The sequence below is a fragment of the Mesorhizobium sp. WSM4822 genome, from assembly GCF_055811155.1.
In genome coordinates, this window is sequence record NZ_JBVVQM010000001.1 from 264,395 (window position 1) to 285,755 (window position 21,361).

The 21,361-nt window shown below is 61.1% G+C and carries 23 protein-coding genes; 11 read left to right on the plus strand and 12 right to left on the minus strand.

All coding sequences use genetic code 11. From position 1 onward, the window contains the following. Positions 1 to 74: 74 nt before the first annotated feature. The 6 genes from AC0L3E_RS01420 (at position 75) to AC0L3E_RS01445 (ending at position 6,058) form a co-directional block, all read left to right on the plus strand. Entirely contained in the window at positions 75 to 875 is an 801-nt protein-coding gene (locus tag AC0L3E_RS01420) for an SDR family NAD(P)-dependent oxidoreductase (protein ID WP_128309507.1), read from the plus strand. 174 nt (positions 876 to 1,049) lie between these two features. Next, positions 1,050 to 2,225, plus strand: coding sequence for an ABC transporter ATP-binding protein (locus tag AC0L3E_RS01425; RefSeq protein ID WP_473604045.1), 1,176 nt, complete (start codon positions 1,050 to 1,052; stop codon positions 2,223 to 2,225). After that, the gene (locus AC0L3E_RS01430; protein WP_013530271.1) at positions 2,222 to 3,052 is read left to right on the plus strand and encodes a carbohydrate ABC transporter permease; all 831 of its coding nucleotides are present in this window, start codon (positions 2,222 to 2,224) and stop codon (positions 3,050 to 3,052) included. The genes AC0L3E_RS01425 and AC0L3E_RS01430 overlap by 4 nt, the downstream gene beginning before the upstream one ends. A 95-nt stretch (positions 3,053 to 3,147) precedes the next feature. Beyond that, a complete protein-coding gene (locus tag AC0L3E_RS01435) occupies positions 3,148 to 4,443 on the plus strand; it encodes an ABC transporter substrate-binding protein (protein ID WP_128307608.1) in 1,296 nt (431 codons plus the stop codon). A 106-nt stretch (positions 4,444 to 4,549) separates the two neighbouring features. Next, on the plus strand, positions 4,550 to 5,464 hold the full coding sequence (locus tag AC0L3E_RS01440; protein ID WP_127811245.1) for a carbohydrate ABC transporter permease: 915 nt from the start codon (positions 4,550 to 4,552) through the stop codon (positions 5,462 to 5,464). A 60-nt stretch (positions 5,465 to 5,524) separates the two neighbouring features. Beyond that, a complete protein-coding gene (locus AC0L3E_RS01445) occupies positions 5,525 to 6,058 on the plus strand; it encodes a hypothetical protein (RefSeq protein ID WP_473604046.1) in 534 nt (177 codons plus the stop codon). An 11-nt stretch (positions 6,059 to 6,069) separates the two neighbouring features. Here the strand turns inward: AC0L3E_RS01445 and AC0L3E_RS01450 are convergent, their stop codons facing one another. The 10 genes from AC0L3E_RS01450 to AC0L3E_RS01495 form a co-directional block, all read right to left on the minus strand. Next, positions 6,070 to 6,657, minus strand: coding sequence for a hypothetical protein (locus AC0L3E_RS01450; RefSeq protein WP_473604047.1), 588 nt, complete (start codon positions 6,655 to 6,657; stop codon positions 6,070 to 6,072). Then, the gene (locus AC0L3E_RS01455; protein WP_473604048.1) at positions 6,654 to 7,244 is read right to left on the minus strand and encodes a L,D-transpeptidase; all 591 of its coding nucleotides are present in this window, start codon (positions 7,242 to 7,244) and stop codon (positions 6,654 to 6,656) included. The genes AC0L3E_RS01450 and AC0L3E_RS01455 overlap by 4 nt, the downstream gene beginning before the upstream one ends. Beyond that, entirely contained in the window at positions 7,228 to 8,391 is a 1,164-nt protein-coding gene (locus tag AC0L3E_RS01460; RefSeq protein ID WP_473604049.1) for a CpaE/TadZ family protein, read from the minus strand. The genes AC0L3E_RS01455 and AC0L3E_RS01460 overlap by 17 nt, the downstream gene beginning before the upstream one ends. After that, entirely contained in the window at positions 8,388 to 8,975 is a 588-nt protein-coding gene (locus tag AC0L3E_RS01465) for a TadE family protein (protein ID WP_473604050.1), read from the minus strand. Before AC0L3E_RS01465 ends, AC0L3E_RS01460 begins: the two co-directional genes overlap by 4 nt. Positions 8,976 to 9,016: 41 nt before the next feature. Continuing rightward, positions 9,017 to 9,511, minus strand: a complete 495-nt coding sequence (locus tag AC0L3E_RS01470) for a TadE/TadG family type IV pilus assembly protein (RefSeq protein WP_473604051.1) — start codon at positions 9,509 to 9,511, stop codon at positions 9,017 to 9,019. A gap of 7 nt (positions 9,512 to 9,518) precedes the next feature. Continuing rightward, positions 9,519 to 11,039: a TadE/TadG family type IV pilus assembly protein gene (locus tag AC0L3E_RS01475; protein WP_473604053.1), complete on the minus strand. Its 1,521-nt coding sequence runs from the start codon at positions 11,037 to 11,039 to the stop codon at positions 9,519 to 9,521. 72 nt (positions 11,040 to 11,111) lie between these two features. Beyond that, positions 11,112 to 11,405, minus strand: coding sequence for a hypothetical protein (locus tag AC0L3E_RS01480; RefSeq protein ID WP_473604054.1), 294 nt, complete (start codon positions 11,403 to 11,405; stop codon positions 11,112 to 11,114). Continuing rightward, positions 11,392 to 12,837: a type II and III secretion system protein family protein gene (locus AC0L3E_RS01485; protein WP_473604055.1), complete on the minus strand. Its 1,446-nt coding sequence runs from the start codon at positions 12,835 to 12,837 to the stop codon at positions 11,392 to 11,394. The genes AC0L3E_RS01480 and AC0L3E_RS01485 overlap by 14 nt, the downstream gene beginning before the upstream one ends. A gap of 51 nt (positions 12,838 to 12,888) precedes the next feature. After that, on the minus strand, positions 12,889 to 13,923 hold the full coding sequence (gene cpaB, locus AC0L3E_RS01490; protein WP_473604057.1) for a Flp pilus assembly protein CpaB: 1,035 nt from the start codon (positions 13,921 to 13,923) through the stop codon (positions 12,889 to 12,891). A gap of 76 nt (positions 13,924 to 13,999) precedes the next feature. Then, on the minus strand, positions 14,000 to 14,218 hold the full coding sequence (locus AC0L3E_RS01495) for a Flp family type IVb pilin (RefSeq protein WP_473604058.1): 219 nt from the start codon (positions 14,216 to 14,218) through the stop codon (positions 14,000 to 14,002). 529 nt (positions 14,219 to 14,747) lie between these two features. Here AC0L3E_RS01495 and AC0L3E_RS01500 point away from each other — a divergent pair. From AC0L3E_RS01500 to AC0L3E_RS01520, 5 genes are read left to right on the plus strand one after another with little or no spacing between them, the layout of a single operon-like run. After that, entirely contained in the window at positions 14,748 to 16,136 is a 1,389-nt protein-coding gene (locus AC0L3E_RS01500) for a CpaF family protein (RefSeq protein ID WP_473604059.1), read from the plus strand. After that, entirely contained in the window at positions 16,136 to 17,107 is a 972-nt protein-coding gene (locus tag AC0L3E_RS01505) for a type II secretion system F family protein (RefSeq protein ID WP_473604060.1), read from the plus strand. The genes AC0L3E_RS01500 and AC0L3E_RS01505 overlap by 1 nt, the downstream gene beginning before the upstream one ends. Positions 17,108 to 17,125: 18 nt before the next feature. Continuing rightward, complete coding sequence (locus AC0L3E_RS01510) at positions 17,126 to 18,076, plus strand: type II secretion system F family protein (protein WP_473604061.1); 951 nt, start codon at positions 17,126 to 17,128, stop codon at positions 18,074 to 18,076. 54 nt (positions 18,077 to 18,130) lie between these two features. Next, positions 18,131 to 18,673: a tetratricopeptide repeat protein gene (locus AC0L3E_RS01515; RefSeq protein ID WP_473604062.1), complete on the plus strand. Its 543-nt coding sequence runs from the start codon at positions 18,131 to 18,133 to the stop codon at positions 18,671 to 18,673. 1 nt (position 18,674) lies between these two features. Continuing rightward, positions 18,675 to 19,214 carry a prepilin peptidase gene (locus tag AC0L3E_RS01520; protein ID WP_256746073.1) on the plus strand — a complete coding sequence of 180 codons (540 nt, stop codon included), beginning with the start codon at positions 18,675 to 18,677 and terminating at the stop codon, positions 19,212 to 19,214. 184 nt (positions 19,215 to 19,398) lie between these two features. Here the strand turns inward: AC0L3E_RS01520 and AC0L3E_RS01525 are convergent, their stop codons facing one another. Next, positions 19,399 to 20,346: a nucleoside hydrolase gene (locus AC0L3E_RS01525; protein WP_352584258.1), complete on the minus strand. Its 948-nt coding sequence runs from the start codon at positions 20,344 to 20,346 to the stop codon at positions 19,399 to 19,401. Then, positions 20,343 to 21,356 (minus strand): nucleoside hydrolase, encoded by a 1,014-nt coding sequence (locus AC0L3E_RS01530; RefSeq protein ID WP_473604064.1) that lies wholly within the window; start codon positions 21,354 to 21,356, stop codon positions 20,343 to 20,345. Before AC0L3E_RS01530 ends, AC0L3E_RS01525 begins: the two co-directional genes overlap by 4 nt. Positions 21,357 to 21,361: the final 5 nt, after the last annotated feature.

Consider the following 21,361-nt stretch of genomic DNA (forward strand, 5'->3'; position numbering starts at 1 on the left):
AGTGTTCGAATTTATTGGTATGCATCTCCATATCAACAGAACGCATTCCGCCACCAAGCAGAGAGATTACGATCATGCCGGCTGCCTCCGTCATTCCTCCAGTGCTTGCCGAACTCGCGGGCAAGCGTGCCTTTGTGACGGGTGGCGGCGCGGGGATCGGTCGCGCGATCGCGACCGCCCTGACGCGGCAGGGTGTCGCCGTGGCGATCGGCGATCTGGATCCCGACGCGGCGCGCAAGGCGGCCGAGGAGATTGGCGGCGGTGCCGCCGCCGTCACGGTCGATGTTCGCCGTCGCGATTCCGTCGAGGCGGCCTTTGCCATTGTGCTGGAAGCGCTAGGCGGCTGCGATATCCTGATTGCCAATGCCGGCGTGTCCACCATGCAGCACGCGCTCGATCTGACCGACGAGGAGTGGGACTTCAACTTCTCGGTCAATGCGCGCGGGGTATTCCTCGCAAATCAGATCGCTGGACGGCATTTTGTCAAGCAAGGCACGGGCTGCATCGTCAACACCGCCTCGCTTGCCGCGAAGGTCGGTGCGCCGCTCCTGGCGCATTATTCGGCATCCAAGTTCGCCGTGCTCGGCTGGACGCAGGCCTTTGCCCGCGAGCTCGCGCCCAAGGGAATCCGCGTCAATGCCGTCTGCCCGGGGTTCGTCAAGACCGGCATGCAATCGCGCGAAGTCGAATGGGAGGCGCATCTGCGGCAGGTCACGCCCGAACGGGTGGTCGCCGACTATATCGCGCAGACGCCGCTCGGCCGGCTCGAACTGCCGGAGGATGTCGCCGACGTCGTCGTGTTCCTCTGCTCGGATCAAGCCCGCTTCATGACTGGCCAGGGCGTCAACGTGACCGGCGGCGTCTACATGACCTGACGGCTTTTGGCGGCTGTAACCGGATCCTGATGCTGGCACGCGCCAACCAAAAAAGTGAACACATATGATCAGAAGGTAGGCTTTCAATGTTACATTTTGTTCTCTAAGATGACCGTTCGCTCGACTTCGGCCTTCGGCGTTCAGCCGGGTCAGACGGGTTCATGAGGAAAGTCTATGGCGTCTATCGAGCTCGATCGCGTTTCCAAGCTCTACGGCAATGGCAATTACGGGGTGCATGAGGTCGATCTCACCATTCCCGATGGTGAATTCGTGATCTTTCTCGGCCCGTCGGGATGCGGCAAGTCGACGACGCTGCGGATGATTGCCGGCCTGGAGAGCATTTCCTCCGGCGATCTTCGCATCGGTGGCAAGAGCGTCGCCAATGTCGCGCCGCGCGACCGCAACGTCGCGGTGGTGTTCCAGAGCTACGCGCTCTATCCGCATATGTCGGTGCGGCAGAACATGGCCTTCGGGCTGAAGATGCGCGGCACCGACGCCGCAGTGATCGATGCCAAGATTGCCGACGCCGCGAACCTGCTCGGTTTGCAGAATCTTCTCGGCCGCAAGCCGGCAGCGCTTTCGGGCGGCCAGCGTCAGCGTGTCGCGCTCGGCCGGGCGATCGTTCGCGAACCGGAGGCCTTCCTGCTTGACGAACCGCTGTCCAACCTCGATGCGCAGCTGCGTGCCGAGATGCGGCTCGAACTCGTCAAGCTGCACCGACGCCTCGGTCGCACCATCGTCCATGTCACGCACGACCAGGTCGAGGCCATGACCATGGGCGATCGCATATGCATCATGCGCGATGGTCGCCTGGTCCAGGCCGGCCGGCCGCTTGAAGTCTATGCCGACCCGGTCAACACCTTCGTCGCGCGCTTCCTGGCGACGCCGCCGATGAACCTCATTCCGGCCACGCTTCAGGCCGCACCTGGCGAAGGGCTCTCCGTCCTGACCGATAGTGGTGCCGTGCTTGCCGTCCCCGCCCGCCACCGCAACGCTTATGGCGAGCGTGTCGGGCGCCGCGTCATTCTGGGCGTGCGGGCTGAGGATTTCCATGAAAGCCCAGACAAGCCGGACTGGCAGAAGATTGCCGTACGGGTCGTGGCCGTCGAGGCTCTCGGCGCCGAGAACGTCCTGATCGGCCAGATTGCCGGTCAGGCCACCGGCACGGACGATGCCCACCCCGCCGGAGGCGACAAGCCGTTGGAGATCGCCGCCCGCCTGAGCCGTTATTTCACGGCGCCCGTCGGCTCGATCGTCGAACTCTACATCGACCCGCTGCCGATGCACCTGTTTGATCCCGAAACCGAACTGGTGATCGCGCGGCCGAGCCTCATGGCGGCCACTCGATGACCAGCATGGACAGAAACGAGCGGCCGGCCTTTCGTCGCCGCTTCGGCCTGCATTTCGGGCTGATTGTCGTTTGCGCCATCGTGCTGCTGCCGCCGCTCTGGGTGCTGCGGACGAGCTTCGTGCCCGAGCAGCTATCCTACAGCAACGAGCTGATGCCGGCCTTTACGACGGACAATTATTCGGCGCTCCTGTCGAGCCGCTTCGGTCAGTCCTACCTCAACAGCCTGATCGTCGCGCTCGGTTCGGTTCTGCTCGCATTGCCTTTTGCCGCCACCACCGGTTATGCCTTCGCCCGCTTCCGTACGGGCGGTCGGTGGGCGCGTTTTGCCGTTCTGGCGACGCAAATGCTGCCGCCCGTGGCGCTGGTGCTGCCGACCTTCACGCTGTTCCGAAGCCTGGAGCTCAGCAATTCGCTGACCGGGCTGATCATCGTCTATGCCGCGCTCAACCTGCCTTTCCTGACCTGGATCCTGATGGGCTTCTTCGAAGGCATTCCAGTCGATCTGGAGTGGGCGGCGATGACCGACGGCGCGACCGCCTGGGGCGCCTTCTGGCGCATTGTGCTGCCGGTGTCGATGCCCGGTATCGCGGCCGCCGGCGTCCTCGGCTTCATCCTGGCGTGGAATGAGTTTTTGTTTGCCCTGGTTTTGAGCGGGCCGAAGACGGCGACCATACCGGTTGCGCTCGCCGCGTTGCAGACCTCGAACGGCGTCCAGATCGCCAAGGTCTCTGCCGGCGTCGTCCTTGCCATCCTGCCGCTGGTCGTGGCTTCCCGCTTCATCCAGCGTTTCATCGTCCAGGGCTTGACGTTCGGCAGCGTGAAATAGGCCGGCCGCTCCGAGAGCCGACATGGCTCGCTAGCCGGTTATGAAATCGTGGCGGGATCACCGCCGCGTCCAGAGGGAAAGAGGAGTAGAGAGTTATGACTTGGAACAAGCAGACCTTGATCAAAATGCTGATGACGGCCGTGAGCGGGGCAGCGGTTGTCAGCGCATCGCTTCCGGCCAGGGCGGCTGAGCCCATCACCTTGCACGCCTTGATGGAGGACGTGCCGGAAACCAAGATCATCGAAGCGCTGTTGCCCGAATTCGAGAAGCAGACCGGCATCAAGGTCGAGTTCGAGAAGATCGGCTATCCCGACATGCACGACAAGCTGGTGTCCCAGCTGACCGCGCCGCAGAGCTACTACAATGTGCTCGAGGTCGACTTCCTGTGGGCCGGCGAATTTCCGGCCGCCGGCTGGCTCGCCGATCTGAAACCCTTCGTCGAGAAATCCAAATACGATCTAGGCCCCTTCATTCCCTCGACGCTTGACCTGCTCGGCCGGACCAAGGACCAGCTGTTCCTGGTGCCCATGTACAACTACTCGATGGGCCTCCTCTACCGCACGGACCTGATCGGCGACGAGAAGCTCAAGGCCGCCTACAAGACGGCAACCGGCAAGGAACTCGCTTTGCCGACGACGCTCGAAGACTATGTGGCGATTTCCAAATTCATGAAGGCCAATGCCGGCGTCGCCGGAGCCGCGATGCAGGGCCAGCGCGGCGATCCCAACAGCATGGAATTCTCCAACTACCTGTTCTCCGCCGGCGGCAGCTATCTCAATGCCGACGGCAAGGCGAGCCTCGACACGGCAGAGGCCAAGAAGGCGCTCGATCTGTATGTCGACAACATCCAGCATGGCGCCCAGCAGGGTGCCATATCGGCGACACTCGATGACACCATGCGCCTGATGTGCAGCGGTTCGGCCTTCAGCATGGTCACCTATTGGTGGATGCTGCCGCAGATGGACGATGCCGTGAAGTGTCCGACGGTCGCCGGCAAGGTCGGCCTGTCGGTGATGCCGGGTGGCCATGGCGAAAGCGGCGGTTGGGGCTGGGGCATTCCCAAGAACACGTCGCCGGAAGAGCAGGAAGCCGCCTGGACCTTCATACAGTGGGTGCAGAGCAAGGATGTTTCGGTGAAGCGCGCGCTCGAGGGCCACGCGCCGGTGCGCAGCGATGTCTATGCCGATGCGGCGGTGCTGGCGAAATATCCCTTCTACAAGACCGCCGAGGATGTGGTGGCGACCGGCAAGTCGTTTCCGATCTTCACCTATTCGGCGCAATACGAGGATCTGCTCGGTACCCAGCTCTCGCTGGCGGCTGGCGGCCAGGCGACATCGGACGCGGCGCTGAAGGCGGCTTCCGACGGCTTGCAGGGGCTCCTCGACAAATAGCGGTCCGGCTCGGCAAGGAGATCCGGCGCGGCGGTCTCAGCCGCGCCGGATCTTGTCCAGACCCCGGATCTTGACGAGATCAGCAACCGACCAAGGCTCGGCTACGATGCACAATGCGATCAAAAAAGGATTGGCTGCCCGTGGCCGCGAGTGGCGGACCGGCTGGGCCTTTGCCTTGCCCGGCCTGTTGCTGCTGGCGATCGTGATGGGCTTTCCCCTGGCCTATGCCTGCATCCTCTCGATCTCCTCGATGACCTTGATCAAGCCGCAGCTTCTGCCGCTTGTCGGGTTCAAGAATTTCGCCTCGATGATCGGCGATGATCTGTTCTGGAACGCGCTCTGGCTCACCGTGCGCTATTCGGCGGTGACGGTTGTCGGCGAATTCGTGATCGGGCTCGGCATCGCCCTGATGCTCAACCGGACGGTCCGGATGAAGCCGGTCTATTTCGCGGTTCTGACCATTCCCATGGCGATGTCGCCGATCAGCGTCGCCCTGATCTGGCGCATGCTGCTCCAGCCCAATCTCGGCATCGCCAATCATCTGATGGAAACGTTCGGCCTGCCGCGCCTCGACTGGCTAGGCACGCCAGGCATGGCGCTCTGGACGATGGCGGCGATCGACATCTGGCAGCAAATGTCCTTCGTCGTGCTGATCCTCGCCGCGGGGCTCGCCGCTTTGCCGCGAGATCCCTATGAGGCGGCTGAAGTGGATGGCGCGCGCGGCTGGCAGCAATTCTTCTACATCACCCTGCCGATGCTGCGGCCGGTCGCGGCGATCACCATCATCATCCAGCTGATCAACGAGTTCCGGACCTACGATCTGCCCTATGTCCTGACCAAGGGCGGGCCGGGCAACGCGACCGAAGTGCTGAGCTTCTTTGCCTATCGCCGTGCCTTTCTCGGCCTTTCGCTCAACGAAGGCGCGGCAGCCGCGTTCGTGCTGCTGCTGATCGTCCTTCTGCTCACCGTGATCTTCTTTGCCGTCCTCGAACGCTCGCAATCGGGAGAGGGCCGGAAGTAGGGCCGTTAAGCCTTGAGCAATCTATACGGCCTATCCTGGCTTGCAGATTGTCGAGGGAACATGAAACGCAAGCCGCTTCTGCTTTTCGCCTTTCCGTTTCTCATTCTGGCGGTCCTGGCAGGGGAGCGCATGGCGACCTTGTTGCTGGGCACCTATCCAGCCAGCCCCACCGCATGGTGGCTATGGCTTGAACTGCGCCCACTGTCGACGGTGCTTTGGCAGCAGGTCGATGTCTGGCTGGGCGGCTCCATGGTTATCGACGCCGTCATTCTTGCCGCGGCAGCGATCGTCTGCTGGGTGGCGTGCCACGCCAAAAGGTCGGCATCCTCGTTCCTCGCCAACCATGTTGCCTTGATTTTCGCTGGCCTGATGATCGCCGTCGGCAGCCATTCGGAAACGGCGAGCACGATTGCCGAATTCACGTCGCCCAAGGGTCTTCCGTATTCGCTGGCCGTCGATTTCACCTTGAAGAACAGCCTGGTGCTGCTTTTTGGCATCGTGGCCTGTGCCTACTGCCACATCGCCTTCCTCACTGAGGCGCGGGAGCGGTCCGTCCGGGCCATCCGCATCCTGGCGCTGCAGCGCGATCTCTAGAGCAATGGCGTCTAGTTGATCCGGCGGTAATAGACCTTGCCGTCGGGCTGCTGGATGCGCTGGTAGTTGGAGCTTGGGGCAGGGGGCGACGCCGACGCGATTCTCCTCCTGGGTGCGGGCGCTTCGATGACGCCGGGTTCGCTCTCGCCGTCGAGCGCTTCGGGTGCTTGCGCCAGCGTGCTGGTGGCGAATTCGGACGGTTCTTCCGCACCTGGCATGCCCTCGCCGCCGGCGACCGGCATAGTCTGCCCCAGCCGGGCAATGCCGGCATCGATCTCGTTGAAGCTGCCTTGCAACTGGCTGTCCAGTTTCTCGAACCGGCTCTGAAAACCGTTGTTGACCGTGTCGAGCCGGGCCGCGATCCGCTGCTCGAACGCGCCGAGCTGCTCCAGCCGCGCCTCGACGAAACGCAGGTCGCTCATGCCCCGATAGAGATAGACCGCGGCCGCCATGTTGACCGCGGTGATCAGAAGCGCGCCACCGGCGACGATGACGCCGATCGTCTTTGCCTTGCTGAATTTCTCGGTGGCAACCGGTTCGCGCTGTTCCTGGTTTCCGATATCGATCGCCGGCATGTCCGGTTCGCTGATCATCGTCATTGGACCACCACCTTTGCGCCGACCGCGACGCGTTCGAAAAGATCGATCACATCCGTGTTGGTGAGACGAAAACAGCCCGACGTCCCATCGAAGCCGACACCCGACGGGTCGTTGGTGCCGTGTATGCGGTAGAGCGTGTCGCGCCCGTCCCGCGACAGGTAGAGCGCCCTTGCGCCGAGCGGATTGTAGGGGCCGGCGGGCACCATTTTCGGCAGCTCCGGCTGGCGGGCGCGCATTTCCTGCGGCGGGCGCCACTCCGGCCATTCGGTCTTCGCCCCGACCTTGACGATGCCCGTCCAGCCGAACCCGTCGCGCCCGACGCTGATCTGGTAGCGCAGCGCCTGGCCCTGGCGGGTCACCAGGTAAAGCGCCTTCTCGTCCTTGCGGATGACGATCGTGCCCGGCTGCTCGGCGGTTGCGAAGGCAACGGCCTTGCGCAGGCTGGGACCCATCGCCGGCAGCGGCGGCCGCTCCGAAAGCGCCGATCGCGCCTGGGCCAAGTCGTGGACGGACAGCGTCAGCGCCACGCCGAGCGCGCAGGCGCCGGCGAGCTTCGGGGCGATCCGATATCTATCGGGCAGCGTCATCGAGCCGCTCTTTGAACATCCGCTTCAGATCCTTGTTGAAGCGCGCCCGCCCATCCACTTCGGAAGGCGGGATGGCCCTGTTCAGCGCATCGGTCAGAAGCGCGTTGTCAAGCGCGACCGATTTGATGTGCGGCGCCTTGAAGATCTTTTCGAGCTCGCTGCGCGAAAAATGGTTCCCGAACCATTTGCGCTTGTGCTTGTTGGCGACCAGCGTGATGCTGACCGCATTGCCGCGCAGCTCGCGGATTTTCTTGTAGAGCCGCTTGCCTTGCCGCAGCGACGCGACATTGAGTTCGAAGACGATGAAGATCTCGTCGCTCGTCGACAGCACGGAATTGTGCCAGGGCGTTTCCAGATTGGGCAGGTCGATGACGATGTCGTCGAAGCGGTAGGCGACGAGGTCGAGCAGCCGGAAGACGAAATCGCTGCCATGCGGCTCGAAGGGCAGTTGCGGCCGTTCGAATGCGTAGAGGGTGAGGCCGGACGGGCGCGACAGCTTGATGACGTCCATCAGCTCGACATCGAGCCGCTCCGGCTGGCCGATGATGCCGGCGAGGTCGAACTGGTTGAACAAATTGAGATAGGCGCCGCAATTGGCGCTCTGGAAATCGAGGTCGACGAGACAGGTGGATGCCGCGCGCTCGGCCGATTTCGAGGCGAGATGTTCGGCCGCCGACAGCGCCAGCGTCGTGGCGCCGGCGCCGCCGCTGGCGCCGATGAAGGTGATGATCCGGCTCTTCGTTCCCTGGTTGCCGGTGTCGTGGAAGGTTACCGCATTGAGCAGCTCCTTGCCGTCGAGCGGCTTGTGCAGCCAGTCCGAGGCGTTCATGCGCACCAGCACGCGCGTCTGCTCCGAGGTCAGCTCGTCGGAAACCGCGATCAGCGGCACGCTCGCCCAGAGCGCGCGCGCTTCGACGATGCCGGGCCTGCCGAGCAATTCGCCATTGCCGAGATCGAGGATGACGATGCCGGGCCGTGTGTCGGCCGGCGGCCCCTTGAGGAAATCGCTCGTCTCGGAAACCCTGACGTCATAGATCGCCAGCGCATCGAGCCGCGTCGCCACATCGCGCTTGAAACTCGGATCCGACGAAAACAGCGCCACCTGCTTGCGCTTGGTCGGCGTAACCTTGGTGTTGATGGCATTCATGGGAAGGTGCTCTTCAAATCTTCGCCCGTGACCGTGCTCAGCATGGAGGGCATGGTGATGTTTCCGAATCCGAGCAGTCCGCCCAGGAAGAAGAACTGGAAGGGATGGTTGGTGATGCTGACAGTGATGGTCGGCACAGGTCCACCAGGGCGGGTCCAGTAACCCAAGCCGGACGCGGCATATTCGATCTGAACTTGGGATTTTGCCAGCATCGGCAGGAAGTCATGCATTCCAGCACGGTTGGCAGTGCCGTCATAGATCGCATCGAACGAGGTCTGGCTCGCGATCGAGGGGTCGCAAGTAGTGCTGGTTCCGATCTTGCAGCAAGCGGTACCTGTTGCGCTTGCCGTGCAGATATATTTATAGGTGCCCGCTGGCACCGCGGTACCGATTTTGGTGACATCGCTCTGCGTTATTGTCTCAAGTGGAAGCCCGCTGGCGACAGGGGTGGATATCTGCGCCAGTCTTGCGCCGGCTTGCACCGCTTTATTCCCTGCATTCCATTGGTAAAAGGCATAGCCGAAATCGACGAAGCCAAGCAGAAGCGTCAGCAGCAGCGGCATCACTATGGCCATTTCGACCATTGCCGCTCCAGACTGGTTAGCCCAAAACTTGGTGCGCTCCGTCACCATCCAATGACTCGTTCCTGATGGGATACGCTAAGGGTTAGGGCTCCAAAACCAAGATACGACCAGAACCCAACGTCCGGATAAGAATAGGACGTGCTGACGTCCACGACATCGACATTGGCCGTGCTGCTAAGATAAAGCTGTGTGCCCGTGGCCACATCGACCGCTGGTGTGGACAAAGCCTTGGTGATCAAAACCGTGGCTGGAAGCCATCCCCTCACCCTGGCGGTACCGCTGGTGATCGTCCCATAGGCAGCAAGGTTTTGAGCCCGTCCCTTGCAGGTCTCCCAGTCACTGCTGCATCGTGCCATGTAGCGACCCGCATCCTCAACGCCGGCTTCGAGAAGCAGGCGCGTGTTCAGGATGTTGGAGAACTCGAACACACCGGCCGATAACAGCAAGACGAGTGGTATGGTTATCGCAGCTTCCACCAAAGCGGCGCCATTCTCGTCGCCCTGGAACCGCCCAATGATTTTGCCGAAGCTGGTCATGTCGACTCTACCGATACAACTGGGCTTCGTTGCGAAATGCCTTGTCTACAAGGGTATTGTTAGCAAATCCTCCATCGACGTCGACGATCTCAAGGCTGATAGGCTTCTCGGCCGCCGTGGAGTCCTCATCGTCCTTGGTGTTGTCCTGCTTCTGGACCGGCGTGTTGACGAATACGCTCGCATAGCCGTCTGGCCTGAGCTGGACGTGGCCGTTGATTTTGTCCTGGTTCGCGATGCAGTTGACGATCGCCATATTGAGTAGTCGGCGGTCAGGATCCGCCGTCGGCGCGTCGCCCTTGTAGCAGGACGGCGTTCCGCTTTCCTTTGTCGGCGCCAAGGATTTGTCCCCGACGAGCCCGTTCGCGATCTCGTACTTATAGACGTCATATCTGGAAGCCGGCGCTGTTTTCGTGCCGGTCGGGTTGGTGGAGCTGGGGACGTTGGGATATGCCCCGCCGTGATTGATGAGCCAATAGTTGGTCCAAAAGCCCTGCGAGCCTATAGAAAGCGACATTCCCGGTTTAGCAACGCCGTAGCTGTCACCTGGCGGGAGTGGAAGGGCCGAGTTGTCCGTGACAGGGTCATACTTACTGCAGCCGGTCTTCTGACCCTTGCGAACATTGCTGGCGGGCCGATACGCCCAGTCCTTGTTGTTTTTATTCAGCGAGCCGCTGTAGAGATCGAACCTCGTGTTCAGGCCCGCATTGACCTGTCCCAATGTTACGCCGGTTTTGGTGGTGAGGGCGGACCGGTTGTAACAAGTGCCTGACGTGCCCATCGCTATGGCGTCCCGCAGCGAGGACAGATTGTTGTCGATCAGGCCGAAGTTGCCCGGGCCGGGGTTGCTATCGACTTTCAGAATGCGAAATTCGCGGCTGTAGGTGTCCCCCGACGCGAACGCCTGCTGGATGGTCTTGCTGGTCAGCGGGTCGTTCGTCTCGAACGGATTACACATGAAGATTGGCACCGTTTCGCAGATCGACTGGACAAATCCGGCCACAGCCTGCGGTCTGATGTCGAAGGTATTGTTGCCGCTGACAACGCTTGCCGGAAAGATCGCTTCGAAGGCACCGGCGCCATCCGCCGCCAATACGGATGGATTCACGGTTACCAAGGAGAACGACACGGCTTTGGGGTCGGTGCTAGCCCAGTTCACGCCATCGGCATCGACGCCTGTCGCCGTCAACCCCGTGCTGTCACTGGCAGGGATTCCTGTCAAATACCTGATGGTGATGTCAGCCGGTGCCAGTGTGTGGTCACCCGCCGTCGAAAACTTGGTCTTGTTGGTGAGCAGGGTCGTCGCTGCCAGGTTGGCCCGCGTGATCGAATCTGCTCTGCCATCGAGTTCCGCAGCCGTCGCAAGCGCAAGCGCATCGACACCCTTCTGCAGATCGTTATGCAGTCCGTTGGCCCGGCTCATATCGATTGCCAGCAGAGCAAAGCCGATAAGAACCGGCAGCATGATAGCCACTAGGATCATCGCGACGCCGCGTTGATCTTTCCAGAAGGCTCGAATGGTCCCCAACATGACCCTACTCTCTGCTTTCCTGCGCCAGAGCCCCTCGCATGCCCCGGCGCCCTCCGCATCCTTCCGTTCAGTTCACTGCGTCGTCACGCCCGACCCACCCACGTTGACCGTGATGGCCGGCGGCGGTGGCGGTGGCGGTGGATATTTGTAGCCTTGGGCCACGGCGGCGGCGCGGGCGCCGTCGCCTTCGATCTTCGTATTCCTTGAGTTCGGATTGAGCGGGTCGACCGTCTGCAGCAGCGAATTGTATTTCTGCGTGTCGCCGGCAGCCAGGGTCACCGAATCGTAGTGGTTCAGATAGTCCGCGGCGCAGCCCGACAGTGCGCCGGCGCACAGGATGAGGATCAAGGCGCTATTTCTTGACATAGAGCATCTTGTCCTTCGATTTGAAGTCGAGCATGTGGCCATAGGGGCCGCTGACGCCTTCGCCCAGTTCATATTTGCGGACCATGTCCTTGGTCACTTCAAGCTGGCCGAGCACGAAGAATTCCGGATCGTTGGCAGGCCGCGTCTTGTCGAATGGTGTCGCCAACTGCTCGCCGGGCTTCACCGGCCGCACGATATGCGGTGTGACGATGACGACCAGTTCGGTCTCTTCCTTCTGGCTGCTCGAATTCTTGAACAGCGTGCCGATGACAGGCACCTGGCCGAGCCAAGGCACCTGCTCCTGCTGCTTGGTGGTTTTGCTGGACAGAAGCCCGCCGACAGCAAAGCTTTGGCCGTCGCGCAACTCGACGACGGTATCCAATTTGCGGTTGGTGAAGATCGGGTCGCCGGCGGTGGTAAAGCCGGTCAGGTCGCTGACCTCCGGCGCCAGTTTCATATGGATCTTGTCGTCGGCGAGCACGACTGGCGTGAACCGAAGATTGACGCCGAATTGCTTGTACTCGATCTGGATCTCACCATCCTTGTTGAGACTACGGATCGGGACCTCGCCGCCGGCATTGAAGCTGGCCGGTTCGCCGGAAAGTGTGGTCAGGTTGGGCTCGGCCAGAGTGCGCACCACGCCCTTGGCTTCCAGCGCTTCGATGATCAGGTCGACCTTGATGTTGCTGTCGATGACGCGGGTGATCAGCGCTGCGAAAGGATTGGTGTTCGACAGCAGGCCACTGAGCAGACCGCCCGGTCCGAGCACGATATTGTCCTCGTCAACGGCAGCAACGCCGGTACCGGTACGGGTTGTGCCATTGCCGTTGGTGCTTCTGATCGACACGCCGAGATCGCGGCCGGCATTGCGCTTGGCTTCCAGCACACGCACCTCCAGATTGACCTGCTGACTGTCGTCGACAGTGACTGAATTGATGATAGCGTCGGAGCCATATTGCTGCGCGACTTCCATAATCGCCGCCAGTGTGGCGCCGTCCTTGACATGGCCGCCCAGTCTCACCCTGCCATTGACCGAGCCGATTTCGATGCGCGACTTCGGCGCCACCTGGCGGATCGCCTGCGCCATGTCGCTGACATCGACGCCGACCTCGATCTGCAGGGCGCCTAGCGAGCGCTTGTCGGTGGAAAACAGATTGACCGTGGTGGTGCCAGCGCCCTTGCCGATGACATAGAGCGTCCGGTCCGTCATCGGCTGGGCATCGGCGATCTTCTCGTCGCCGACGACGATATCGCCCAGATTTGCACTCACCTGGATCGTTACCGATTGCGACATCGGCAGGAAAACACGATGGACGGCAGGGGTCGACACGTCGATGAAGCGGTCGGCCGCACCGGCCGCCAGGCTCGACAGCAACAGCGCCGCCAGACACGACAACGCGGCCGTCGCTATCCCAAACCAAGAACCCCGCATCCCCGTCTCCCCACTCGCTGCTGATGGCAGCATCCGTTTCGCCGCGCTTAGCTATTGCTGTCGCGGCACGTCATATGTCTCGAGCTTCACACCTCTAAAAACGCCGACCGTTGCCCGCGCCGGTGGCGCGGGGGGCACGTATTTGACCTCTTCCTTGGCGACCGGCTGCGGTGCGGGCACCACGACCGGAGCGGGCTTTACCTTGCCCAGTTCGTCGATGCGGCTTCCCACCCGCTCCACGGCCTGGGTCAATCCGGCAATCTTGTCCTCGGCGCGCTTGCGCTCGGCTGCTGCTGCCGCTTCCGCCGCTGCCTTCTTGTCGAGCTCGGCCTGCCTGGCGGCGACATCGGCCGGCGTTTCGCCGATCAGGTCGGAAAGTGTTACCCGTTCGGTCGTCTCGCCTTTGTTGGCGGCTGCCTGGCGCAGCGCCAGCGACAATTGGCCGGCCCCTGCCGCCAGTGTCAGCTTCTGCGCGTCCTTAGTGCTGGCCTCTAGCGTGACCGACTTTACGACCGTCGGGCTTTCTTTGCTCACATCGGCCACCTGGTCGATCGCGAGCACCTTCATGCTCTGCAGCAGCACGTCGACAAAACTCTTGTCCGCGCCATCGTCGCCGCGCACCGTTCGTGTCAGCAGCACATCGACCCGATCGCCGGGGAAGACGAAGCCGGCGACACCGAGGACATCGTTCACCCTGATAGAAACAGCTTTCATGCCTTCGCCAAGCACCGCCGAAAGCGTGGCGCGCTGGCCTGGCCCAGTGATCTTGCTGGCGAGGACTGGTTCGTTGGCGCTAATAGTTTGAAGCGCTTGCCTGGTGCCTTCACCGGCCAAGGCCTCTTTCGTTGTCTTGAAGGCGCCAGTAGGGACGGCCCCCGCCGGCCATGCGACTTCGCGCAATTTGTCTGCGCTCAGCGTATCGCCGAATTTCAGCGGCATTGCCGCAACGACGACAGTGCTGCCTTGAACGATGCCCGTTTGCGCCATGGCGCTCCGCTGACCGGCCAGCCAGATATTGACCAAAACCACGGCCAGGACACCGAACACGCCGGCGAGAACGATCATGATGAGTGTGTTCGCGCGCATGAACCTGAACCCCAAGAAGGCGACATTTCGGGCGACAGGGCTCGGATCAAATCCGAGCCCTGGAATAGGAAGGTTATTAGCCTCCAGCAGCCGGAACGGTGCAGTCCGTCACGCCCGTCACGCCCGTCAGGCTGTCGCAGAGGTTGGTGAACGAGCCGTTGACCCATGTTCCGATAGCGATGATCGTCACAATCGACGCCGCTGCAATGATACCAATGAGGATGGAATATTCGACCATGGCAGCGCCGTTTTCATCGTCGCGGAACTGCCGGGTCATCGTCATGAGCTTGTTCATGTCAATTTCTCCCTTTGGAGGTTGGAACCCGACGAGACAGAGCAAAGGATGAAATCCATACCCAAGCATCCCCCGTCATCTCGATCCTAGGTCCCGAGAAAACGCAGAGTCAAACGAGATTAAGGGTTCCTTAACTTTCCTGTACATGATTCGGCAAGAAGATCACAGTTCTGAATTTTCACAACAGCTTGATTCTTTTCGTTTTTCAAGGATTTTAACCATTCGTTCACAATTTGGCCCCGGATGAGGCAAGATTGCGAAAGCATTAGCACAAACGCATATTCCTTTATATCTAATGGTTTAGCAGCGTCTTCCTGGCGGTTTGCCCCCAAAAATCGGAAGATCCTGGAGAGCAGGGCCGACGCCCTGACCACGAACCGGCAACCCTATCAAATAAGCGCGTTATTACAGGCTTCTGATCTTAACTATGTAGAAAGTATTGAGGGCACGCCTACCACCTGGCGCTTGTGCCTCCCGTGGTTAACAGTTAGTTTCCGCTAAATAAGGAGCTAGGGGAGTATAAGCGATTATGCTGGGGCGGTTCATCAAGGGGCCAAATGAGCCGAAGGTCGAGGCAAAAGCCGAGCCGTTCGCAGCGCTGGCTGTTGTTCCCGCACTATCTCCGTCAACTGAGATCGAAGCGCATGGTGACGATTTCCTGACGATCAAGGTTGAGTTGCATCGCCATTTGATCGACCGGTTCAACCTGACCGCACTTGAAAATGCTTCCAAGGATGAGATCCTGAATGAGATCCGTCCGATCGTGCGCGAATTCGTTCGCGCTCGTGCGGTGCCGCTGAACGCGCGCGAACTCGATCAACTGACCAGCGACACTGCCGACGAGATGCTGGGCCTCGGGCCGATAGAGCCGCTGCTCAAGGACGATTCCATTACTGACATATTGATCAACACCCACAAGCGCGTCTTCATCGAGCGGCGGGGCATCGTCGAAGAAACGCCGATCCGGTTTCGGGACGAGGCGCATCTGCTGCGCGTCATCAACAAGATCGTTTCGGCCATCGGCAGACGTGTCGATGAATCGTCGCCCATGGTCGATGCGCGACTGGAGGACGGCTCGCGCGTCAACATCGCGGTGCGGCCGGTCTCGGTCGACGGCCCGCTGGTGTCGATCCGCAAATTCTCGAAAAATCCCTATTCGCTCGAGCGCTTGATGGCATTCAACTCGATCCGCCCGCCGATGATCGAACTGCTGCGAATCGCCGTGCAGGCACGCAAATCGATCCTGGTTTCCGGCGGGACCGGCAGCGGCAAGACCACTTTGCTCAATGCATTGTCGAGCTACATCCCCTCCAAGGAGCGGCTGATAACCATCGAGGATGCGGCCGAACTGCAATTGCAGCAGCCGCATGTCGGCCGTCTGGAAACGCGCCCGCCCAATGTCGAGGGCAGGGGCGAGGTGCGCCAGCGCGAATTGCTGAAGAACGCGCTGCGCATGCGGCCGGACCGCATCATCGTCGGCGAAGTTCGCGGCGAGGAAGCGTTCGACATGCTGCAAGCGATGAACACCGGCCATGAAGGCTCGATGACGACAATCCATGCCAACACGCCGCGCGATGCGATCTCGCGGCTCGAACAAATGGTCGGCATGGCCGGCATGCCGATGACGCATGAGTCAATCCGCGCGCAGATCGCCTCCGCCATCGACATCATCGTCCAGACACAGCGGCTTTCGGACGGCGGCCGTCGTGTCACCTCCATATCGGAACTGACCGGCATGGAAGGCAATGTCGTGCAGCTTCAGGAAATCTATCATTTCGTCCGCCGTGAGGTCACAGCCGAGGGCAAGGTCATCGGAGACTTTCGTGCAACGGGTGTCCGTCCGCGCTTCGCTCCGGAGGCGGCGACGCTTGGCCACCATTTCGCCAAGGACGCCTTCAACCCGCAGGTTGCCCTCTGATGCCGACGGGTCAAGCTCTGCTCTACTTCATCTACATGCTGGCGGCGGCTTCACTCATTCTTGCCGGCGAAGCCCTTTATCTTTCCTTTGCCGGCCGCCGCTCCCGGTCCATGGCGGTCAATCGACGGGTGAAGCGGCTCGCCGGCGATGTCCCGGCCGAACAAACGTTACAAGGTTTGCTCCGAGAGCGCGGCCTCACGGACTCCGGCGATTTTCTTTTCGGCATGGTCTGGCTGAACAGGCTCTATACCCAATCCGGCATTACCGGAAATCCCCTGACCTTCGCCGCGACGTTCCTGTTTGCGGGGCTGGCGATGGCATTGCTGCTGGCGATCTTTTTCAATGTCTCCACCTTGGCATCGCTCATTGTCTTTCTGGTCGTCGGGCTGGTCTTGCCGCTTCTGGTCCTCCGGCGTGCCCGCAACAAACGGATCCAGAAGTTTGCCAAGCAACTGCCGGATGCGCTCGACATGATCGTTCGTTCGCTGCGCGCCGGGCATCCCGCTTCGGTCGCCATCGGTCTGGTAGGGCGCGAAATGCCGGATCCGCTCGGCACCGAGTTCGGCATCGTCTCCGATGAGATCACCTTCGGTCTCAGCATCGAGCAGGCGGTGCGAAAGCTTTCGCAGCGTGTCGGCTTCGAAGGTCTTCAGCTGCTGTCGGTGTCCCTGTCAATCCAGGCGAAGACGGGCGGCAATTTGACCGAAATCTTGTCTAACCTATCCTCGGTGCTCCGAGAAAGGCAGAAGCTTCGAATGAAAATCCGGGCGCTTTCCGCTGAAGGGCGCGTGTCGGCCTGGATCATATCGCTGTTTCCGCTCGTTATGTTCTTGATCCTTCAACTTCTTGCACCCTCTTACTATGGAGGCGTATGGAATGACAAGCTCATATTCCCAGTATTCACTGTATTCGGGGTTTGGGCTTTATTCGGAGACGTCATCATGTATCGAATGGTTAACTTCGATTTCTAACAGGAGCGGCGAATAAACTTGGTTTCGAATATTCAAGATCTGGGTTTATTGGTGTCGATCGTCGTGTTTGCGGCGGCGACATCTTTTTTCCTGTTCGGTGCACTTGTCTTCTTGCCGGCTCTGCAAACACGAAAACTTGTCGCGCAGAGCCTGATGGGTGAAGGAATTGCCGATCGCCGGTCCATGCTTGGACAGGACGTGCTTGCCAAGGTTGCGGCACAACGGCCAGTAGACGCATACTTCAAGTCGATCGAAAAGGAGCGTGATGAGCCGAATGCTTTGGAGGCGAAGCTGTTTCGTGCCGGCTTTTATAAATCAAGCGCACCGCTGGTTTATACCCTGTCCCGTCTGGTTGCAGTCTGCGTCGGATTTTTGGCCATCTATGCCCTGCTGTCGCGGGTCCTACCGCCACAACTGCCCGGTTTCATAACCTTTGCTGGCTCTGCTTTGTTTGGCCTTGCTTGCATGGTGATTCCGAGCATCATGCTCGATCGCTTCGAGAATGGTCAGAAGCGGATCTATCGCCGGGCCTTTCCTGACTTCATGGATATGATGATCACCTGCGCCGATGCCGGCATGAGCCTGGAGGCAGCGGTCGAACGTGTCAGCCACGAAATGGCTGCCACCCACAAATGGCTGGGAATACAGCTGTCGATCATGAATTTGCAACTGCGCGCCGGCAAGCCGTTGCGGGAGGCACTACGCGAACTCTCGGATCGCATCGGGCTTGAGGAGGCGCGGGCACTGGCCGTGTTGTTCCGTCAATCGGAAGAACTCGGCACCAGCCTCACCGATGCCTTGCGTGTCTATAGCGCCGAAATGCGCAGTCAGAGAATTCTGAGTGCCGAGGAGCGCGCCAATTCTCTCCCGGTAAAGATGATGATACCACTGGGCCTGTGTATCTTCCCTGTGGTTATGATGGTGATCATGTTGCCGGTGATCATTCGCATGAGAGGCGTTTTCTTCTAGTTTGGTATATCATTCGGTCCTAATGTGAGTCGGGGACCTCAAGGGGACACATTTATGAATAGGTCTATCGCCGCCGCGGCCTGTCTGCTCATGGCGGTGCTTGCCGGCTGCCAGACGGCGGATACAACCGACGGCATCGTGCGCACCAACGAGCCGTCGAAAGGCGACGTGACGTCTTTTGGCGATGCCTTCGATGGGCTGAAAACGGTCAGCGACGTCGAATATTATGCCTCGGACCAGGCCGTCGCGGAGGCCAAGAACCAGTTCCGTGCCGAGAATTACGGCAATGCCGGCGCGCTGTTCTTCAAGGCGACGCAACTGGCGCCCAATGACGGTAACGCCTGGATGGGGCTGGCCGCCTGCACCGACCGGATCCACCGCTTCGACCTGTCCGACAAGGCCTATGCCAAGGCCTTCAAGCTGGTCGGCGCGACGCCCGAATATTACAACAATGTCGGCTATTCCTACCTGCTGCGCGGCAAGCTGCAGGATGCACGCTCGAACTTCCTCAAGGCTTACGAACTGGCGCCCAACGACCCGACCGTCACCAACAATCTGAAGCTTTTGTCGTCAAGCGTGCAGAACGTCGAGCGCTAGCATGCTGCTCGTCGAAGCGCTGCTGCTGAAGGTGCTCGCCATCCCTCTGCTGGCAAGGATTGGCTGGCTCGACTTCAAGACGCAGAAGATTTCCAACCGCGACGTGCTGCTGCTGCTCTGCCTGGGCGCCGGGGGCCTGCTGCTGCTGTCGCTCCAATCCGGGTCGTGGTGGGACATGGGGCTGAGCGCTCTCGCCGGACTTCTGCTGTTCGTCGCGCTCTTGCCCTTCTGGGTCTTGCGCAAGATCGGCGCCGGCGACGTCAAGCTGCTGGCAGTCGTGCCATTCCTGATCAGCGGCGGCGCTCTCGCGGTGTTTTCAGTGCTGCTTCTGGTTTTCGCTTTGGCCACCGCGGTCATCGTGAAAAACCCGTTCATGCTGCCGGCGGGCGCTTTTCGGCTTGTCGTGCAGCATCTGGACCGCAAGGGCGTGGTGCCGTTCGGCGTGCCGATCTCGCTCGCCGCGATCTGTACGCTGGCGTTCCTGATCTACCGGAGCTTGATGGTCGCGAGCAGCTCTGGAATCCTCAACCAGCTCAACTGACCCTGACATCTCACGCGGCCGAATTGTCGCGCGGGAGATTTGACGGAGCATCAAACGAAAAACCCGCCTGTGCGGCGGGTCACGGCGCAAATCTGCACCATAGGCAAAAATGTACCATAGCTGACTGCAGCGAGTCAAGAAAAAATTCCTATCGTCTAACGCTGCCTGCGCCGCTGCGCTCCGTTCAATCCCGCAGCAGGTCGAACATCAGCTTGAAGAAGCGGTCCGCGTCGACCTCATGGGCGATGCGGGCATTGTCCTTTTCACCGCGCTCGCCCCAGTAATCGGCGATGGTCGCGCCGAAGGCGTAGGTGCCGGACAGGTCGACGCCGATATGGGCAGGGCGCGTGCGCACCAAGGTCGGGTCGATGGCCAGCGCCAGCGCCAAGGGATCGTGCATGGCGCCGCCGACGCCCATCGAGTTGCGGTGCAGCTTCTCGTAGAACAGCAGCCAGTCGTTGACGAGCCGGCCGAGCGGCGTGTCGATGGTGGCGAGTTCGGCATATTGCGGCGCCTCGATCAGCACCTGCATGGTGACGTCGAGGCCGACCATCAGGATCGGCACGCCGCTGTCCAGAACGATCTTCAGCGCTTCTGGGTCGCAGAACGCATTGAACTCGGTCGGCGTGATGATCTCGCTCTTGCGGTAGAACACGCCGCCCATCCAGATCAGTTCCTTGATCTTGGGCAGCACGTCGCGATGCTTGAGGATCATCAGGCCGATATTGCTGAGCGGGCCGGTGGCAACGACCAGGATCGGTTCGGGCGCGGCGCGCAGTCTGTCGGCCAGGAAATCGACGGCGTGCTGGTCAACCGGCTTGATCGTCGCCTGCGGCAGGTAGGGCGAGCCCTCGAGGCCGCTCGGGCCGTCGGCGGTGCCTAGCACCAGCGGGCGCGCCAGCGGGCGGTGGCAGCCCTGCGCGACAGGCACGTCGCCGGCGCCGATATATTCCAGGATGCGCAAGGCATTGGCCGTCGTCTTCTCGACTTCCGCATTGCCGCAGGTCGTGGTGACGCCGAGTAGTTCGATGGCCGGCGAGCGATGCGCCATGACCAGCGCGATGGCGTCGTCGTGGCCGGGGTCGCAGTCGAACAGGATAGGAGTTGGCTTGGTCATCATGTCGTCTTTCACGCCGCCCGCTCGTAGCGCGCTATGGTTTTCTTGAAGCCGTCGAGGAAACGCCGGCCGTCCAGGCCGGTGCAGATGCGGGTGGTCTTGGGCCCGCCGCCGGGCAGCAATTGCCGGCCGCGATAAGCGACGGTCTGGCCGCGCGCCAGCCTGCCGTCGAGCACGACGTCGGCGAACAGCGGCTCGGTCATCGTCGCCAGGCCGGGATCGAAAGCCAGCGCCACGGTGATCACGTCGTCCATAGGGAACCCGACGAGGTCGAAGAACTCGCGCCAGATGTCGATGTAGATCGGGAAGCTGTCGGCGATCATCTCAAGGACGGGATTGTCCCTCGCCACGGCCTGCATGTCGGCGATGTCGTCGCGCGTCAGCATCGAATCGGCGACGCGGTTGTCCTCGCAGATGTCGAGCGGCACGAGGATCTTCTCGACATCGGCGTTCAGCACGATGCGCGAGGCCTCCGGATCGGCCCAGATGTTGTATTCCGACAGGGGTGTGATGTTGCCAGGCGTCTGGAAATTGCCGCCGAGCACGATCAGCCGCTTGAGTGCACCAGTCAATCGCGGCTCCTGCAACAGCGCCATCGCCGCGTTGGTCAGCGGACCGGTCGTCACCAGCGTGATCTCGCCCGGATTGGCCATGACCGTGCCGATGATGAAATCGACCGCATGTCCCGACGTGGCCTGCCGCACCGGCGTCGGCGCCGACGGGTTGAACTTCTTCAGGCGATCGCCGAAACGGGCAACGAGCCGTTTTTCGAAATGCACCGGCGCCTCCATGTCGGCCTTGGCGTTGCCGACGATCGGCCGCCATGCACCGGCGTGAACCGGGATATCGTCACGCCCGGCGAGCGTCAGCGTGTTGAGGACGACGTCGGTGACCTGCTCGATCGGGCCGGCGGCACCGGTCACGGTGGTCACGCCCTCGAGCCGCAGCTTCGGATTGACCGCTGCAAACAGCACGGCGAGAATATCGTCGCCGGCCGAATCCACGTCGAGGATTATGCGTTCCATAAAGG

Coding starts and splice junctions, on each gene's coding strand:
- AC0L3E_RS01420 (WP_128309507.1), top strand. CDS start 75: ATGCCGGCTGCCTCCGTCATTCCTCCAGTGCTTGCCGAACTCGCGGGC.
- AC0L3E_RS01425 (WP_473604045.1), top strand. CDS start 1,050: ATGGCGTCTATCGAGCTCGATCGCGTTTCCAAGCTCTACGGCAATGGC.
- AC0L3E_RS01430 (WP_013530271.1), top strand. CDS start 2,222: ATGACCAGCATGGACAGAAACGAGCGGCCGGCCTTTCGTCGCCGCTTC.
- AC0L3E_RS01435 (WP_128307608.1), top strand. CDS start 3,148: ATGACTTGGAACAAGCAGACCTTGATCAAAATGCTGATGACGGCCGTG.
- AC0L3E_RS01440 (WP_127811245.1), top strand. CDS start 4,550: ATGCACAATGCGATCAAAAAAGGATTGGCTGCCCGTGGCCGCGAGTGG.
- AC0L3E_RS01445 (WP_473604046.1), top strand. CDS start 5,525: ATGAAACGCAAGCCGCTTCTGCTTTTCGCCTTTCCGTTTCTCATTCTG.
- AC0L3E_RS01450 (WP_473604047.1), bottom strand. CDS start 6,657: ATGACGATGATCAGCGAACCGGACATGCCGGCGATCGATATCGGAAAC.
- AC0L3E_RS01455 (WP_473604048.1), bottom strand. CDS start 7,244: ATGACGCTGCCCGATAGATATCGGATCGCCCCGAAGCTCGCCGGCGCC.
- AC0L3E_RS01460 (WP_473604049.1), bottom strand. CDS start 8,391: ATGAATGCCATCAACACCAAGGTTACGCCGACCAAGCGCAAGCAGGTG.
- AC0L3E_RS01465 (WP_473604050.1), bottom strand. CDS start 8,975: ATGGTCGAAATGGCCATAGTGATGCCGCTGCTGCTGACGCTTCTGCTT.
- AC0L3E_RS01470 (WP_473604051.1), bottom strand. CDS start 9,511: ATGACCAGCTTCGGCAAAATCATTGGGCGGTTCCAGGGCGACGAGAAT.
- AC0L3E_RS01475 (WP_473604053.1), bottom strand. CDS start 11,039: ATGTTGGGGACCATTCGAGCCTTCTGGAAAGATCAACGCGGCGTCGCG.
- AC0L3E_RS01480 (WP_473604054.1), bottom strand. CDS start 11,405: ATGTCAAGAAATAGCGCCTTGATCCTCATCCTGTGCGCCGGCGCACTG.
- AC0L3E_RS01485 (WP_473604055.1), bottom strand. CDS start 12,837: ATGCGGGGTTCTTGGTTTGGGATAGCGACGGCCGCGTTGTCGTGTCTG.
- cpaB (WP_473604057.1), bottom strand. CDS start 13,923: ATGCGCGCGAACACACTCATCATGATCGTTCTCGCCGGCGTGTTCGGT.
- AC0L3E_RS01495 (WP_473604058.1), bottom strand. CDS start 14,218: ATGAACAAGCTCATGACGATGACCCGGCAGTTCCGCGACGATGAAAAC.
- AC0L3E_RS01500 (WP_473604059.1), top strand. CDS start 14,748: ATGCTGGGGCGGTTCATCAAGGGGCCAAATGAGCCGAAGGTCGAGGCA.
- AC0L3E_RS01505 (WP_473604060.1), top strand. CDS start 16,136: ATGCCGACGGGTCAAGCTCTGCTCTACTTCATCTACATGCTGGCGGCG.
- AC0L3E_RS01515 (WP_473604062.1), top strand. CDS start 18,131: ATGAATAGGTCTATCGCCGCCGCGGCCTGTCTGCTCATGGCGGTGCTT.
- AC0L3E_RS01520 (WP_256746073.1), top strand. CDS start 18,675: ATGCTGCTCGTCGAAGCGCTGCTGCTGAAGGTGCTCGCCATCCCTCTG.
- AC0L3E_RS01530 (WP_473604064.1), bottom strand. CDS start 21,356: ATGGAACGCATAATCCTCGACGTGGATTCGGCCGGCGACGATATTCTC.